This is a genomic window from Paraburkholderia oxyphila NBRC 105797 (genome assembly GCF_000685075.1).
In the GTDB taxonomy this organism is placed as follows: Bacteria; Pseudomonadota; Gammaproteobacteria; order Burkholderiales; family Burkholderiaceae; genus Paraburkholderia; species Paraburkholderia oxyphila.
Genome location: NZ_BAYD01000056.1, coordinates 33,589 through 48,771, shown reverse-complemented (window position 1 = coordinate 48,771; position 15,183 = coordinate 33,589). Strand labels below are relative to the sequence as shown.

The following is a 15,183-nucleotide window of genomic DNA, read 5'->3' as shown; positions in this document are numbered from 1 at the left end:
TTTTGTGCCTTGTGGTGCTTTCCGTGCACCGACGCCACGTGCGCGTGCGCTTACTTCGCCGCGCTCACCATGTAGTCGACGGCGGCCTTGACCTGGTCGTCGGGGGCGCTCGAACCGCCCTTGGGCGGCATCTGGCCCTTGCCGTGCAGCGCGTAGTTGTAGATCTTGTCCATCGGATCTTTCAGGCGCGGCGCCCAGTCGTCCTTGTTGCCGAACTTCGGCGCGCCGAGCACGCCCGCCGCGTGGCAGGCCTGGCAGACCTGCTCGTAGAGCTCCTTGCCCGCCTGCGAGGCGTCGGCGCTCTGGGTGGCGCCGCCCGCCGCCGGCGCGGAGGACGCCTGCGGAATCGCGGCGATGGCAGCGGCTGCGGCCGCGGCCTGTGCGCTGGCGGATGCGTCGGCGCCCGACGCAGGCGCAGCGCCCGCCGCTGCCGACGCGGCTTGCGCGGCGCCCGGCGCGGGCTGGGGCGGATCCTGGAAGCTCGCGCCGCCATGGTCGGCCATGTAGACGACCGCGCGGCCGATTTCGTAGTCGCTGTAGTCGTCGGGACTCGTGCCGCCGCGCGGGGGCATCGCTCCTTTGCCGGACAGCGCCGTTTTCCAGAGCGTGTCGAAGCCCTGGGAGATGCGCGGCGCCCAGTCGCCGGAATTGCCGAACTTGGGCGCGCCCGCGGCGCCGCTCGCGTGACACGCGGAGCAGACGGCCTGATAGACTTGCTCGCCCGTCTTGTAGACGCGCGGCGCGTTGGCGTCGTGCACCGACACCTGGGCGATCGGCGCGATGCGCTCGGCGACCTGCTGTGCGGAAAGCTCGTCGGTGCCCGCGCCCGTGCGCGTCGTGTTGTTGACGTAGTTGGCGAGCAGAATACAGCAGACGATGGGGACGGCAAACCCGGCGATGACAGCGGCGATCAGCTGGCCGGGCGTTTTGATCGGGGCTCCGTGGGGTGCTTCGCTCATGCTTGTCTCGTCTCCCGTTGGTATTGTGGTGAGCGGTACAGCAGGACGGCAACAGCCTTGCGATAGATCACGGACGATTATAGACGCAAGGTTTCGCGCCCGGTTGCCGCGCGCGGGGGCTCTTCAGCGGGCGTTTACCCGAAGTGGTGCGGCGCAGCGGCGGGCGTAGTCGTAAATGGTGGCGGATCGTCTGATGCGCGGGTCGATCGTGCGCTGGCGGTAGTTGGCGCCGGGCGCGCCGGCAAGGGCCGCGCGGTGGACGCCGTCATCGAAACCGGGTATTCTCTCGGTCTCACTGCGATGCTGCTTCCCCCTGTTTTCCTGGGGTTGGCGGCAGTATCTGCTTCTCAACGCGCCCGTAGCTCAATGGATAGAGTACTGCCCTCCGAAGGCAGGGGTTGCTGGTTCGATCCCAGCCGGGCGCGCCAAAAATTCCACGAAATATCAAGCACTTGCGAGTAGAGGGTGCCTCTGCTTTTCCGTGTGTACGGAATTTGTACGGAAATTCGTTTCCGCATTCACTCAAACAATCCACACATTTCCGCAGCGCGAGCAAAGCCATTTGCGCCCATACTCGGCCATGCGTTGCGCATGCTCCGCATCCTGTTTGCGCGAACTTCCGCACGCCCGCACAAACAGCGCAGCCGACAATACGCCGCCCGCCAGGATGAAAACGGCACACCAGAGATAGCTCTCGCCGACGCCCGCCGCTGTGGCCGCAATCACTGCGGCGATCATCGTAAGCATCGCCCACTGGAAACCGCCCCGCGCAGATGCGGACGGCGGCGCGCATGCTGCTGTCAAATGGCTGCGGCTAGTCCCGCCACCCGTGCCGACGCGCAAGCCGCTAAACGGGTGACGCATCGAGATAGACGCGAATCCGCCGCCCCCGGTACGCGTGCCAGCCGCGTAGACCATTGCCATGCGACGGCCAGTAGACCCGCACACAGAGCATTTGCAACTGTCGTTAATCATCTCAGTCCCCCTCGCTATGGGCGTCTATGGTTGCCCAGGCCGCAAAGCTGATCGCGCTCCTTCACCGCTGCGGCGCGCTGTGTGTCTATGTATTCTGCCAAATCATTGACGTGAACCCCTCGCGCGGCTTTTTGGGAGCGTTCGGCGCGCATCACCGGCAACGCGATTTCCCCGCGATTGATTTTCAACAGCAGCTTGTTTTCTTCGAGGTGCGGGAAAAATGCCTTCTGCACCTCGCTAAGCGGGATTACTGCGCGCCCATCGAACTGCGCAAGAAGCAAAAAAAGAGTCTGCATATCAATCCTCGCAAGATCAAAAAGTGCGAGTCTAAGCGCTACGCTTGCGCTTTTTGAGAACCGCTACCGTGCTGATATTCGTTCCGCCGAAAAAAGGCTAGAAGCCCTACTGAAACGGTTCGATTCCCCACCATTTACAGCACGCAACGGGAAAAGCCCCGCACGATGGCGAGGCGTTTTCTGTTGCGCTCTGCTGTGGGTCAAGCCGTGGGCGCCTGACCTAGAAACAGGCGGTCCGAAAGCTGACGCGTGAAGCCTTCTAGCACCGCCGCCATATCCTCCGGCTTGACGGTGGATAGCATCGCATCAAATTGATTCTTGGCACGCAGGATTTGTCCGTAGACGGGCGCTTGGGTCGGATTTTGGTAGGTCATTTTGTCGATTCCTCTATTAGTTAGTTGCCGGAATTCCGTCCCGGCATCGGTCCAGCCTGTTCGTTACTTCGCCGCCGTGTCGCGTATGCGGTGAATGGTTCTGCGGCTCACGTCATAAATTCTGGCAAGCTCGGAAATGCTCATGCCCTGGGCCAGCTTTTCCAGCACCTCGGCTTGCTTTGCATCCGACAGCGCCGATGGTCGGCCAATCTCTACGCCTTCATCCCTCGCGCGCTGCAAGCCAGACTGCGTGCGCTCAATCAACAGGTCGCGCTCGAACTCAGCGACGGCGGAAAGCACTTGCATCGTCATCTTGCCCGCCGCACTCGTCAGATCGACGCCCCCAAGCGCCAGGCAATGGACGCGCACGCCCATGGCGGCCAGGTTCTCGACCGTTGCGCGCACGTCCATCGCGTTACGCCCAAGCCGATCTAACTTCGTGACAATCAGCACGTCGCCCGACTCCAGGCGGTCAAGCAGCTTTGCGAAGCCCGCCCGGTCCTTTGCGCTCACACTGCCTGAAACCGTTTCGCTTACGATTCGCTTATCGTCAATCGAGAATCCTGCCGCGCGAATCTCGCGAGCTTGGTTTTCTGTCGTTTGGTCTGCGGTCGATACTCGGCAGTAGGCAAAGGTGCGGCTCATTCTTGGCTCCGGTTTGGCTCCACATGTGCGGAACCGATGTGCGAATCTTAGGCGCTGTGCGAAACAGCGTCAAGCTATATTTCGCACATCTCAACCAGGCCTGTGCAAATTCGCTCGGTTTAGCACAGTGCAAAGACGTTCATTCGTCCTCGCTGTCAGCGTCACCCGAATACAGGTGGACGTTCTCGGCGGTCACGATATGCACCTCGAATTCCGTCACCGGGCCATCATCGCCACCCCGCTTCGAGTCGCGATCCAGTTGGGCCGTCAACAGTTCTGCCCGCGTCTTTTCCAACATTCCAATGCGGCCCGCACAGCGGTCTAGCTTGGCGTCGTAATCGACGCGCTCTTTTACTTCCTCATCGCCTGGGCCGTACTCGCTCGCCTCCCGGTCGTGCCGCTTGATTAGCTCCAAGCCGTGCGGATCGCCCTGAAACGCCCGCTGCTGCGCCAGCAGGATTCGACGGAACTGAATACGCAACGCGGTAAGCTCGCCGTCTATCGAGCCTACGCGGTCATGTACGGCACCCAGCATGCGCACTTCTTCAGACGTGAAGCCATCAGCATAGATACCGTGCTTGGTCGCCGCTGCATTGCGCCTCGCTTTGCCTGCGCCCGTCTTCGCCCCGGTCGATTTGCCGCCGTGCAGCTTGCACCGATCACCACCTTTTACAGCGGGCGCCCCGCATGCGCCGCCGTCGCGCTTCGTTGCGCCGCAACGGTTTTTGTCGCGCGCGGGCGCGTCATGGGGTATCACCGCAGAATTGCCATCTTTCTTAGTCACTGTCTATCAAATTCTCTGCTTTATAGATTGTTGTATGCCAAGGGACGCGCCCGCTATGGACGCGTCGCGTTCTAATTAAGAGTTACCCGGATTAACCAACCCAGCGCCGTAATCTGGACCGGTCGTGCTGTCTCCCCGCGCAGACCGTGCAAGGTCTTTCGCGATGTACGTCGCGGTGTGCCGCCCAACCACCTTGCCGTCGAGCGTATTCGTGGTATGGACCGTCACAGACGTAGACTTTGGCGCAATCTTGTTGCTATTGAGCGCGGCGTAATAGTCAACGTCAGCTTGCGTCGCGCCGTTCACGCCCGCTTTCGGGACCGCCGTAGCGCCGTCGCCGCCGAGCCACGTAGGCCGATGCTTCCACGCCTCACCAATGAAGCCGATAAAGCCGAGGAATCCGTTTTTGATCCCCTGCCAAATCGCACCCCAATCGAGGCCATGCAACCATGAGCCTAGGGCGATGAGGCCGCCAACAGCCACCGTGAACCCTGCAACGGTGGCAGCGCCTGCCGCAGTAACGCCAGCCAACACCGACGCAAGCACCGCGAAGCCCGCACCGACCACAGCCACAGCGCCCGCGACAATCAGAATCACGCCGGTAAGCGCGGTTCCGACCATGGCGAACTTGGTCAGCATCGGATGCTTCTCAGCGAATGCCGTTAGGCTGTTGATGGCCGCCGCCAGTTTTGTGGTCGCACTGGTCGCCAGCGGCAATAGCGACGTGCCGAGCGTAGCAAGCAGGTTCTCCCACGATTGCAAAAGAATGTCGTGTGCGCCCGTTTTGCCCGCTTTGCCTTTCGCGTATGCTTGGTCGCCACTGTCAGCGCCAGCGAATACCTTTTGATCCTTTTCAACCTTCTCGCGGTTCGTGATGAACCATGAAAGGAAGTCGCCCGTACTGCCGTTCGTGTTCGCCGCTACATCGCGCGAAAATTGATCGTCGGTAGCGCCCTTATGCCGAGCCATATAGGCGGAGCGCAGCGGGCCGTTAATCCACTTCTCTGGGTCAGCAGCGAATGCCGCAGCCTGATCGCCTGTCAGGTTCCCGCTCTTGCCCATCAGGCCCAAGCCCTGAAAGAACGCCTTGGCTTTCTTGTCACCGTGGCCGCCGAGCAACGTGCGCGCCGCCATTGCGCCACGCGAACCCGCCGTAGAGCCGCTATGGACTTGAATATAGGCCGCTAATGCACCAGTCAAGAAGCTACTGTCGTAGCCCTGATACGCCTGTTTGCCGGTCTGCGATGCCGCAAGGAAATCTTTAGGCGAAACCTTGCCGCCAGTGGCGAAGTTCACGCGCTCGATAGCAGACGCCTCCGCATCCCGAATGGCCGGGTTCTGGAATACCCGGTCGCCGCGATGCTCTAGCGCCTTGGCCTCCGCATAACCCTGACCGTCGCCGTTTTGCCCGCGCCATTCCATCGCCTTCTGAACGCGCTCAAGGTGCGGGGCGAGCGATACCGCGCCCGCCATGCTCCCGGTAACGCTAAACAATTCAGTCAGGAGCTTCGTGTTGCCGGCAATGGTCGTACCGAGGTTCTTTTGTGCATCGTTGAAAGCCTGCGCCTTCAGTAGCGCCATGTCTGATCCATGAATGCCCGCCTCGCTCGCCGAGATTTGGGCGTCCTGCAAGCGCTGAGCAGCATCAAGGGCGGGCTTCATTGCTGCCGTAATAGCAGCGCCAGCGCCAAAAGCCAAAGCGCCGCTAAAGGCGGTTTTACCCGCCAAACTGAGCTTGCCGAATGACTCGGTTAGCTTTTTTGTGGCCGTCTCGCCCTTGTTCAGGTCGCCAATCACGGCCATAAGGCCGTGCGACATCTCATTAACAAGCGAGAGTCGCACGCCCACGCGGAATGCTTCGAATATGATATTTCCCCTTTCGTTTGTCTTTCGACTCAGCGCCCCCGCAGCGAGATTGCCTGTAGGGGGCTGTCAGCGGCGGATTAGCTGGCGTGTCGGTTGCGTTCCCAGGCTTTTACATCGGCGGTATGCCAGTAGAAAACCGATTTACCGCAACCCTCGCAATCTTCGTAATGCGCGGCCCGCTTGAATGCGGCGCACGGCTTCGGGAAAGGCTCGCACGCCAACGGCGGGTCGCATTCGAGGGGGTTAATTGCATCGCTGAATCGGTCAATGTCAGTAAGGCCGGTAAAATCGCGCGCCTCGCGTTCACTCATAAACGCGCCGCTCTGAATCATTTTCGATTCGGTGATCGGGTCAAACTTCGCTTTCATGTGTTTTCCTATCGGGTGCGCGAGTAGAGCGAGGCGCGCAGCATGCCGCGTTTGCGCTTCTCGTAGTCGGCGTCACTCAACCCGACGACATTGCCCGTATCGCGTTGCGCCGTCTTGCCGATCTCCGTTGCGCGCGCCGTCTTCAGCATCGCCGCCTTATGGGCCGCATACTCGGCGTCCGAGCCGTTGCGGATGGCTTCTCGCCGCTCTGCCTCGATTCGTTGCTCGTAAGCCGCTTTCAATCGGGCCTCGGTTTCTTCGCGCGTCTCTTGAATGCTCATGTTCCAGTCCTGTTGTCAGTTGCCCGCACGGTGGCGGGCGAGTTCGTTAAAGGTGCGCCGCAGCCAGGCGGGCAAAGATGTTCGCTAGAGCGTCTTCCAGGTTCTTCGGCGGGAACACCCCGGCGTATGTGTTGTTTGGCGTCATGTACCCGCCAACGTCGACAACCGGAATGGCGCGAGCCGTAGGCGCCGCCGATTGGCCAAATTGAGACATCAGGCCAGCGTCGAGCCACCCCGCCGCCTTGAGCGTCGGAACATCGCCGTTCGGAACGACGAACGGCTCACCAACGTAGGTCGGGTCGTAGGTGTTCCCGCTCACTTGGCAGAAAACCGGCACGACGCTTTGCGCGATAAGAGTTACAGACACGAGTTTCCTTTCTTGGAAAGTTAGTGAATCGGGTTAGATATGCTTGGTCCGGAGGTTGAGCAGTTCATCGTCTGTGAGAAAGCGACGAATGCCAGCGCTATGACCAGCGGCGCGCACGCGCTGAATGAGGGGCATCAGATCGCCGATAGCGGAAGCCCATTCGGCTTGAATTGCTGCGTAGGCTCGCGCGTGCCGATCCAGCACGCTTTGCTGATAGCCGCGCACGCGTGCCCGCAATTCGGGCTCGGCACGCCGAAGATCTTCGACTTCGCGAAGGATTGCTTCGCGCTCCGCAGCCTTTCGGCCAATTTCATCGGTCAGGGCTTGAATATCGGCGGTACTCGGGGACGCAAGTCGGCGCAGACCGCCCAGCCGATTTGCGAGGTGCTGCCCTTCGTTTTTGAGTTGCTCGGCGGCGGCGAGCCGTTCCGTGATGCGGCTCGCCAACGCATTGAGTTGCACGTCGGGGGCTTGCTTGTTGATTGTGTCTTGCATACTGATTCTCGATTAAAATTTAGGAGTGCATACCAAATTGGTATCGGATATGCTCATTGCTAGGTGCTTCGATTGCTTTCCGGCACACCTCCGTTTTCTGGCAAACCCTTTAAACGGTCCTATAACAGGCTGGCGATCACTCGCCTATACTACCCTAGCGGCACACCTCCATCAGCCCGCGCCAGGCGTGCGAAAGCGGCTGGAATCGCCATCGGCGTTTGCCGGGTAATGCGCTTTTGCCGATTGCCGCGCCAGCAAACCGACTAAAACCGGCTTTTAGAGGGAGGCGCTCAAGCCGCTGCGGCGCTAGCGCGTTCTTTGCGGTACGCCCACGGCTTGGTCCTCATGTTCCATTCCCGCCGCCCTTGCACCCAGGAGCGAAACGCGTTGCTCGTTGGTAATCCGTATGGCTCTGCGGCTAGGTCCGGTCGCTCCGAGAGAACCATGTCGCCAAACTCTGCCCATCGTTCGCCCGGGTCTTTGATGCCGTGCGTTTCGCAGTAGGATTGGCAATGAACGCTGATCGCCGGGCGGGCGTATTCATCTATCGTCGGAGCGCCGGATTTTCCGGCCGCAGACGGTTCGTGAGCGATAGCGAACGAACGGGTTTTATATTCGTAGTTCCCTTCGTAGATAGAGTGACGCTCCGTAACCACCTTTTGCGTCAAAGTAACCGCGTCCGTGTCGCCAGAGTCACCACCTTGCGTCAAAGTAACCACCTTTCCCGCGTCAGATTCGACGGTCGGCAAAGCTGGTGATCCTGCGTCACCACCTTGCGCGCTATCCGTTTCGGGTGGTAGCTCCGCGCCCTTTGGGATTACCGGGTGATACTCGTTGCGCCGCCATGCCTGCCCATTGCCACGCGCCTGGGTGATGCGAAGCCATCCGGCTTGCTCTGCCTTGCCGATGTGTTCCAGTGCGGCGCGCTTTGACATTCCGGCTTGCTCTGCGATCGTTTCGGTTGACGGGAAGGCGGGCTTGCCTTCCTTGTCATTGAGAAAGGTTGCGATCACAAAGAGAATGGCCCGCGTGTGCGTGTCCATCGCCTTGCGCGGCAACGCCTTAAACGCTGCCATCCACTCGTAGGACTTAATCTGCGACACGCTCGAACCCCTCCGGAATCATCGGCGTGAATCCGTATTCGTCAGCCGAAAAACGCTGAACCTTTATCCAGCCCTTGCGCTCCGCGATGCGCACGTTTTTGAGGAAGGTGCGCGGCGTCATTCCCGCCTCACGCGCAGCCTGCCGCAACGACACGCGTACAGCGGGCTCAGGCGCGGCTGTCGCCATCGGTGCGCCGATCACTGCGCGTACCCAGCCGGGTTAGCCAGCCAGCGCTCAACATCGGCGCGATGCCAGGCAATGGCGCGCGGGCCGATCTTGATGCTTTGCGGGAAGCGCCCCGCTTTCATGTCGTTGTAAATTGAGCCCTTGCAGCGGTGCGTAAGTTGCTCAAGCTCGGGCAAGCGGATAAGCGGCGATGCGGACATGCGAATCTCCAATAAAAAAGCCCGCTTGGCCGTTAGGCGTCGCGGGCGCGGACAACAAATGAATGGTTAGGCGGGTAAACGGAAAAAGCCCGCTGGCGGTTAAGCTGAGCGGGCTTCACAAGCGCAATACTTGACGGTAGCCGAATGCTATCAATTCCCTCCCACCCCGTCAAGCGCATTGGGGCAAAACGAGGTATATCGATGCATATTGTGGTGCGTAAACAACAAAGCCCGTTCGCGGTTAGGCTGGACGGGCTTTTTGTTGCGCACACTACTTGACGGTAGCTGAATAGTACTTTTTCCGGTTGGGGCCGTCAATAGCATTGACGACCAATCTAGCCCATATTCGCGAATAATCGCCCAAAAACAACGCCTTCTACAGGATCGCCACCGCATCTAGCTTTGCGCGTGTTTCATCGTGCTTTGCGCGCCCGTAATGCTTGTCGATCATTGCGGTACTGGTTCCGGCTAACTTGGCGACAAGAAAGCTATCCATGCCCGCGTTGATCAATTCGGTGATTGCGACGTGCCGCAGCGTGTACATAACCGTTGTCGGCGGAAGTTCAGCATCTTGAACCGCCTGCTTGAACAGCTTTTTCCAGCTATCCTTATTCCACTGCTGGCCGTATTCCGTGGCGAGTAATGGCGCGTTGCCAATCCTGCTCGATGAGAGATCGGCAAAGAATGTGGCCGCAGCCGTCGAGAGCGTGACGACGCGACGCCCGGTTTTGCCGTCGAGCGCAACAGTCCCTAGCGTCTTGTCGAAGTCCAGCGCCCGCACGCGGGCCAGCTCGCCGGGACGGGCGCCGGTCAATAGCATTGCCTTGACCAGGTTAGCCAGATCGCTGGGGCAGGCCGCTAACAGCGCCTTACGATGCTCTGCATTCAGGAAATCTTCGCGCCGCCGACCGACGCTCGCGAACTTCCCAACCGTTTTCCATCCGGCATCAGTTGCAACCAGTCGATCCCTGAGCGCGAGATTCAGCGCCGCTTTGAGACTTGCCAGATTGCGGTTCGCCGAGTCTTTTGCGCGGCGCAGATCGTCTTCATCCTCCGCGTCAGCCTCATCCATTTCGACCTGCGCGGCGATCCACGCGCGAACATGGGAAGTTTTCAGCTTGGCAACGTCGAGCTTGCCGATACTGGCCGAGTCCACCAAGCGGCGGAATCGCCCCTTCGCATCGTTGGCGCTCTTGCTCCCCTTCCTGGTTCGCAGGTCGGTGACATAGTGGGCGCACACTTGGGTAATCGTCATTCCGTGTGTGGATACGCCAGCATCCACCGCCTGCGCCCAGCGGTTGGCCGCTCTCGCCGCGTCGTCAAATTCGGCGAACGTGCCGAGAGCGTGGTACTTCTGCTTACCGGCTTCGTCGCGACGGCGCGCAATCCAGGTTCCTTGCCCCTGTTCAGCGCGACGATACCCGAGATACAGACCGGCTTCGAGGCGCGACCAATACGGCTCTTTGCGCGCCGCAAGCTTTTCACGCGCGCTCTTTGAAGTGATGTTTTCAGCCATGTCTTATCCGTACGGAAACGATACGGAAATTCTACGCTGAACCTCACTCAACCACAAACTACCTAGATGCCTTATTTGGCGGGGCTCTCAGGCGTATCGATGAACTTTGCTAACCCTCGATAAACGTAAAATCCCGCCCTCCGAAGGCAGGGGTTGCTGGTTCGATCCCAGCCGGGCGCGCCACACGAAGTAAAGCACTTAGGTTTCCTTTTCCGACTTCGGAGCTTGGGTGCTGGGGCATCACGCTTTGCTTGCCATTCAGTTAGATCCTCGTATGTCTCGTGCCTTCCTTGAAGTTCGCACCTTGCGTGGCCAGCCATCGTTTGAATTCGCTTTGCTTCACTGCCTCCCTCAATCGCTAAGAGGACGAGTGACAAGCACAAAAAGGCCGACTCGGGAGAGGGGCGGCTTCTAGTTTGGGCGCTTACTCTTTCGCTTGCTTAGGCGGCGTCCCGTTAATCGGCTGTAGTCTGGACTGCTCGGTCAGGGTTTCGGCGATCACGTCGGTCTTCGTTGCGTGCTTGAACTCGCTTACCCCTTCGATGGCTTGGTTGGCTTCCACTCCATCGGCATTTCGGTGGTGATCTGGATGCGTGCTTGTAGTTCGGGGTTTGCGCCCGCGATGGCGAGGATTGCCATACCGCCAAGCTTCCGAGCGTCTTCGTCGGTAAATGGGCTGTCGGTGTGTTCGGGGGCGTCTGGCGGCACGCTAATACACATCACGCGATCGATCGCCGATTGAACGAAGTGTCGTGGCACAACGCAGAACTTCACCTGACCACTGTGCTCGTCGAAGTAGGTAATGAACGCAGTTTGTCTTTGACTCATGAATAACCTCGGCAGGTTTGATAGTTCTGAAACGCGCGCTGCTTGCACAACGCATAGGTGCGCGGATCGCGATAGATTGCACCAGCCGCAGAACACGCCATCATTTCGGCATCGTAGATCGCGTCACACTCGGCTTCCTCGGCTTCGCTAACACCTCGCGCGACAAGCTCCGTTACATCATCACTCAACGTGTCCGGTATGTACTCGAACGGCTGAGCATCGCCAAGCGGTGTCGAATCGCCGCCGTAGTCGGTGCTAAACACGTCATCGTCATCGCCCGAATCATTGTCCCCGAGTAGCGCGCTCGCTGCCGATGCAACAGCGCCAAGCATGCCAAAGCCATCATCTGCAGTGACCGGGGTGCTCAAGGCGGGCCGTGGATCGAGCGTCGCACTCACGACGCCGCTCCCTGAGTCCAACGGGGGAAGCTCGCCATTGGCCCGCCGTAGCGCATCAAATTCACTGGCGTTCAGGACCTTGGGCGCGTATCCATAACCACCGCCGCCACTCGTCGCGGGCCAGTGCTGTGGCCCGGGAGTGGGCTGCGACACGCGCGGCAAGCCCCGGTATTCATGATTGACCACCGGAACAAGCCTTCCGCTCGCGACGGCCTCACAGAGCATGCGCTCAACGCTTTCATTGTCGGTCGGCTGCTCCCAGTGAACTACATCCAGCGTAGCGCTCCGAAAGCGCTGAACATGGCGCAAGTTGTCGTCACCGGTAATCGTATGCAAGTCCCAGCGTGGACGGAAGTGACGGGCAAATGCCGCCCGGTCATCCGCAAGCTGTCTCAGCCGGTCTTTCTCCCACAACTCGCTCTTGTCCACTTCGCTCAGGGGCCGCGCATTCCACGACCGCGAGGCATTGTCCCGACCAGCGTTTGGGTAAAGTTGACGGGCCGACATATTGCGGTATCCGCGCCCCCAGCACATCAGGTCGTAATACTGCGGCCCCGGAATGAGCGTGCATTGCCACCCGTTTTCGAGCGGCACGGAAAGGGTGTTCCACATGGGCAACGGTTCCTTGACACGACGAGGAACCGGCATACATATCGGAAAACGCGCCGTCAGCTATTGATTTCGCTCCAGTTTCCGTGCGCTGAACCCACTGAGCCTGCGTCGCCATTATCCAGCGCCCATCAATCTGACGCCGTAGTGTTGGCAGCCACCGGGAAAACCTGAGTGCGTCCGGGCGCTTATACGCGATCTTGGGGCACCTACCAGTTGCCCCAAGATCGCAGACCCCACCGCGCATGCGGGCTTCTCTTAACAGAATGTTCTTCGTACACCGAGTCACCCGTCCCAACGGTCCCTGGGGGCGGCATACAGGGCATGCTATTGGCAAGTGGAATGATGCAATTTGATGCACGATGACGTGGTGCAAAGCCCTCAAGCCACGCGAAATGTCGGCGCGTTTGATGGCGAGGGGCAAAAGTACTCCAGATCCGCAGCTAAATTGCAGCCTGGGCGAGCAGGATTGGCCTTGCTTAGCCTTGATCTTACAGTTTGCGATTTGCGTAAGGCCTTGATTTATAAGGGTGTGCTGCGTGTCGCCAAAGCTCCGAAGGCAGGGGTTGCTGGTTCGATCCCAGCCGGGCGCGCCAATACAAGACTCGCGTAGATCCCCACAAAGCAAAGCCCTCCGGCAGATCGAATGCCCAGCGCATATTCTGTTGCCGCGATCTGCCTACACGTTGAGTTTCGTCCGGAATTGAACTAATTTCCCCAACAGACTCGCGTCGAAATTCGATACACCCTCCACGGCGTTCCGCTCTTGCAGCAGCAGGAGACGCGACAGTGATCGACGCGGGATTCTCATGGGGAACAATTCGATTCCGGAGACCACAACATGCCGCGGCTAGTGATCCTGAATTTGGCGGACCCTGAGCAGATCGGGCCCGTAACGAGAGTGAAACGAGGGCTGGAGGCAAAAATCCAGGCCGGGCCCAGGACCGTGCTCGTTGGCGAGGATGTCGTTCCGATCCACGATCTATTCGACGAGCTCAAGGATTTGCAGGATGGAACGCCACTGGGGAACAAGCTGAAAGCGGCACGCGACGACTGCGACGTCGCCGAAAAAATCTACCTGTGCACGCACGGTTTGGCGAACGATACCGAGCACGCCTTCGCGAAGGCTTCGGGTGGGGAAGCGCTAGGTACGTGGAAAGACTTCGGCAGATTGATCCGCAAGGTGCTGCCCAAGCGGAGCAAGCACTATAAAGTCGCCCTCGTTATGTGTTACGGCGCCCGAACCGACGAATATTACGCGAGAGACCTCGATCATCAGGGGATGATCCCGCTAACACTGCTCAACACCAGTTTCGCGTACAAGATGTTCCACTATCTATGCAGCGACCATGGGCGCACGATGACCATGACCGCGAGAACCGGGGCGGTGGGCTTCGACGAAACGACGGGTAAATCGAGCGTCGAGCAAGAGGCGGCCATCGATATCGCGCTCGAGAAAGAGGAATTTCTGCGCAGCCCGAAGATCGACCGGGTCATGAAGCAATGGGCAGCGTATAGACGTGCCATCGATAGCGACAAGGCGGCGCAAGAATGGCTCGAAATAGACAATAAATACAGAGACAACCCCAAGGCTTACGCGAGCCCCTTTAGCAAAAAGGCTCTCGCGGGCAAGGCATATCATCAGGCTGTCGCGCGCAAGATTGCGCTCGAGACGCAAAAGAGCGCATACCAGGACCTCCAGAAGTACGGGAAGCTGGTTTATACGCACGCAGGCGGCACCCTGACGATCGTAAACAAATACGGCAACAACGGCGGGATAGGGCCGCAAACCGTCCTCTATACGGGTCCCTTTCTTTGATCGTTGGCGTTCGGGGGAACGGGGCTCCCCTGTGAATGCCACCCGCCCCACACCGCAGCGGACCGTGACGGTCCGCTCGTATTCCTCGAACGTCCCCCTCAACACCCCACCGACGCCTCGCGCATTCGCCTTGCGTTGTCCCTTCTGTCGCCCCCCGGCGCGATGCAGGCGAGAAACGCGTCGATCGCCGGACTCTGGCGGCGCGCCTTCAGGAAATAGATGTATTCGTCGATCGTCGTATCGACGTCGCGCAGTGCGATCACGCGCAGAGCCGGATGCCGCTCCGCTTCGCCGAGCGGAAAAATACTGCCGCCCACGCCGTGCAGAATGGCTTCGCGAATCGCCTCGCGGCTGCCGATCTCCGCAATCGAGGCGGGTGCGACGCCGGCCTTCGCGAGAATCTCCTCGGTGCAGCTGCGCGTGACCGAGCCTGTTTCGCGGATCAGGAGACGCACGTCGGCCAGGCGCGCCGCGTCGACTGCCTCGAAGCGCGCGAGCGGATGGCTGTGATGCACGACGAGCACGAGCGGATCGGTCGAGATCACGCGCCGCTCGAGCCCATCCGCATCATTGCGATGCGACGACACCGCGAGGTCGATCCGAAACTCCTGCACTGCGTTGAGGATGTCTTCCGAATTGCCGATCCGGCAAGTGAGCGCGATGGCCGGATGCGCCTTCGAGAAGCGGCTGATCGCGTCCATGATGTAGTAGGGCCCCGTCGCGCCGATCCTCAATTGACCTTCGAACAGGCCGCCGACGTTACGCAGCATGATGTCGGCCTGAGCCTCGAAGTCGATCATCTTCTCGACGAGCGGCAAGAGCGCGATGCCGGTTTCGGTGACGGCGAGGCGGCGTCCGCTGCGATAGAACAGCTCGACGCCGTATAGCTGCTCGATCTGCCGAATTTGCGCGGCGATGGTTGGCTGACTCACGCCGAGGTGCCGCGCGGCACGCGTGATGCTGCCCTGGCGGACCGTCGCGTGGAACGCCTTCAACTGATCGAACAAAATGCTGTCCTCTTCTCCTCCGCACCCGCGCGACAGCGTAGCGTGCCGATGTGTCCGCCGCGTGACGCGCGCACGCTCCGGTGGATGCCGCGCTCGCGTGCAGTTG

Annotated in this window: 19 protein-coding genes and 1 tRNA gene; 2 read left to right on the top strand and 18 right to left on the bottom strand. The window is 60.1% G+C overall.

Annotation, left to right across the window (positions count from 1 at the left end; genetic code table 11):
* Window positions 1–50 precede the first annotated feature (50 nt).
* Window positions 51–959 carry a c-type cytochrome gene (locus BO1_RS29385; protein ID WP_028220607.1) on the bottom strand — a complete coding sequence of 303 codons (909 nt, stop codon included), beginning with the start codon at window positions 957–959 and terminating at the stop codon, window positions 51–53.
* A gap of 352 nt (window positions 960–1,311) precedes the next feature.
* On the opposite strand from BO1_RS29385, the gene BO1_RS29380 reads away from it, so the two are divergent.
* A tRNA-Arg gene (locus tag BO1_RS29380) sits at window positions 1,312–1,387 on the top strand.
* A gap of 94 nt (window positions 1,388–1,481) precedes the next feature.
* Here BO1_RS29380 and BO1_RS29375 read toward each other — a convergent pair.
* The 16 genes from BO1_RS29375 to BO1_RS56545 all read right to left on the bottom strand — a co-directional run bounded on the left by BO1_RS29375 (window position 1,482) and on the right by BO1_RS56545 (window position 12,254).
* Window positions 1,482–1,706 (bottom strand): hypothetical protein, encoded by a 225-nt coding sequence (locus BO1_RS29375; RefSeq protein WP_043287092.1) that lies wholly within the window; start codon window positions 1,704–1,706, stop codon window positions 1,482–1,484.
* Between the two features lie 242 nt (window positions 1,707–1,948).
* Window positions 1,949–2,230, bottom strand: coding sequence for a pyocin activator PrtN family protein (locus BO1_RS58035; RefSeq protein ID WP_084688256.1), 282 nt, complete (start codon window positions 2,228–2,230; stop codon window positions 1,949–1,951).
* Window positions 2,231–2,430: 200 nt separating this feature from the next.
* Complete coding sequence (locus tag BO1_RS59535) at window positions 2,431–2,604, bottom strand: hypothetical protein (RefSeq protein WP_156992447.1); 174 nt, start codon at window positions 2,602–2,604, stop codon at window positions 2,431–2,433.
* A gap of 63 nt (window positions 2,605–2,667) precedes the next feature.
* Window positions 2,668–3,249, bottom strand: a complete 582-nt coding sequence (locus tag BO1_RS29360; protein ID WP_028220604.1) for a recombinase family protein — start codon at window positions 3,247–3,249, stop codon at window positions 2,668–2,670.
* A gap of 139 nt (window positions 3,250–3,388) precedes the next feature.
* Window positions 3,389–4,033: an HGGxSTG domain-containing protein gene (locus tag BO1_RS60625; protein WP_174490614.1), complete on the bottom strand. Its 645-nt coding sequence runs from the start codon at window positions 4,031–4,033 to the stop codon at window positions 3,389–3,391.
* 75 nt (window positions 4,034–4,108) lie between these two features.
* Entirely contained in the window at window positions 4,109–5,836 is a 1,728-nt protein-coding gene (locus BO1_RS29350) for a phage tail tape measure protein (RefSeq protein WP_028220602.1), read from the bottom strand.
* A gap of 140 nt (window positions 5,837–5,976) precedes the next feature.
* Window positions 5,977–6,267 carry a hypothetical protein gene (locus BO1_RS29345; protein WP_028220601.1) on the bottom strand — a complete coding sequence of 97 codons (291 nt, stop codon included), beginning with the start codon at window positions 6,265–6,267 and terminating at the stop codon, window positions 5,977–5,979.
* 8 nt (window positions 6,268–6,275) lie between these two features.
* Window positions 6,276–6,548: a hypothetical protein gene (locus BO1_RS29340; protein ID WP_028220600.1), complete on the bottom strand. Its 273-nt coding sequence runs from the start codon at window positions 6,546–6,548 to the stop codon at window positions 6,276–6,278.
* 46 nt (window positions 6,549–6,594) lie between these two features.
* Window positions 6,595–6,915, bottom strand: coding sequence for a hypothetical protein (locus BO1_RS29335; protein ID WP_028220599.1), 321 nt, complete (start codon window positions 6,913–6,915; stop codon window positions 6,595–6,597).
* 33 nt (window positions 6,916–6,948) lie between these two features.
* Window positions 6,949–7,410 carry a hypothetical protein gene (locus BO1_RS29330; protein ID WP_028220598.1) on the bottom strand — a complete coding sequence of 154 codons (462 nt, stop codon included), beginning with the start codon at window positions 7,408–7,410 and terminating at the stop codon, window positions 6,949–6,951.
* 290 nt (window positions 7,411–7,700) lie between these two features.
* Window positions 7,701–8,513, bottom strand: a complete 813-nt coding sequence (locus BO1_RS29325; protein WP_043287085.1) for a helix-turn-helix domain-containing protein — start codon at window positions 8,511–8,513, stop codon at window positions 7,701–7,703.
* Window positions 8,500–8,715, bottom strand: a complete 216-nt coding sequence (locus tag BO1_RS59530; RefSeq protein WP_156992445.1) for a hypothetical protein — start codon at window positions 8,713–8,715, stop codon at window positions 8,500–8,502. Before BO1_RS59530 ends, BO1_RS29325 begins: the two co-directional genes overlap by 14 nt.
* A complete protein-coding gene (locus tag BO1_RS29315; protein ID WP_043287083.1) occupies window positions 8,712–8,900 on the bottom strand; it encodes a helix-turn-helix transcriptional regulator in 189 nt (62 codons plus the stop codon). Before BO1_RS29315 ends, BO1_RS59530 begins: the two co-directional genes overlap by 4 nt.
* Before the next feature lie 376 nt (window positions 8,901–9,276).
* Complete coding sequence (locus tag BO1_RS29310) at window positions 9,277–10,416, bottom strand: tyrosine-type recombinase/integrase (RefSeq protein WP_028220595.1); 1,140 nt, start codon at window positions 10,414–10,416, stop codon at window positions 9,277–9,279.
* A gap of 531 nt (window positions 10,417–10,947) precedes the next feature.
* Window positions 10,948–11,244: a hypothetical protein gene (locus BO1_RS29305; RefSeq protein ID WP_028220594.1), complete on the bottom strand. Its 297-nt coding sequence runs from the start codon at window positions 11,242–11,244 to the stop codon at window positions 10,948–10,950.
* The gene (locus BO1_RS56545) at window positions 11,241–12,254 is read right to left on the bottom strand and encodes a hypothetical protein (RefSeq protein ID WP_052409639.1); all 1,014 of its coding nucleotides are present in this window, start codon (window positions 12,252–12,254) and stop codon (window positions 11,241–11,243) included. The genes BO1_RS29305 and BO1_RS56545 overlap by 4 nt, the downstream gene beginning before the upstream one ends.
* An 838-nt stretch (window positions 12,255–13,092) precedes the next feature.
* Here BO1_RS56545 and BO1_RS29295 point away from each other — a divergent pair.
* Window positions 13,093–14,070, top strand: coding sequence for a hypothetical protein (locus BO1_RS29295; RefSeq protein WP_028220593.1), 978 nt, complete (start codon window positions 13,093–13,095; stop codon window positions 14,068–14,070).
* A gap of 98 nt (window positions 14,071–14,168) precedes the next feature.
* Here the strand turns inward: BO1_RS29295 and BO1_RS53245 are convergent, their stop codons facing one another.
* On the bottom strand, window positions 14,169–15,077 hold the full coding sequence (locus tag BO1_RS53245) for a LysR family transcriptional regulator (RefSeq protein WP_043287080.1): 909 nt from the start codon (window positions 15,075–15,077) through the stop codon (window positions 14,169–14,171).
* Window positions 15,078–15,183 lie beyond the last annotated feature (106 nt).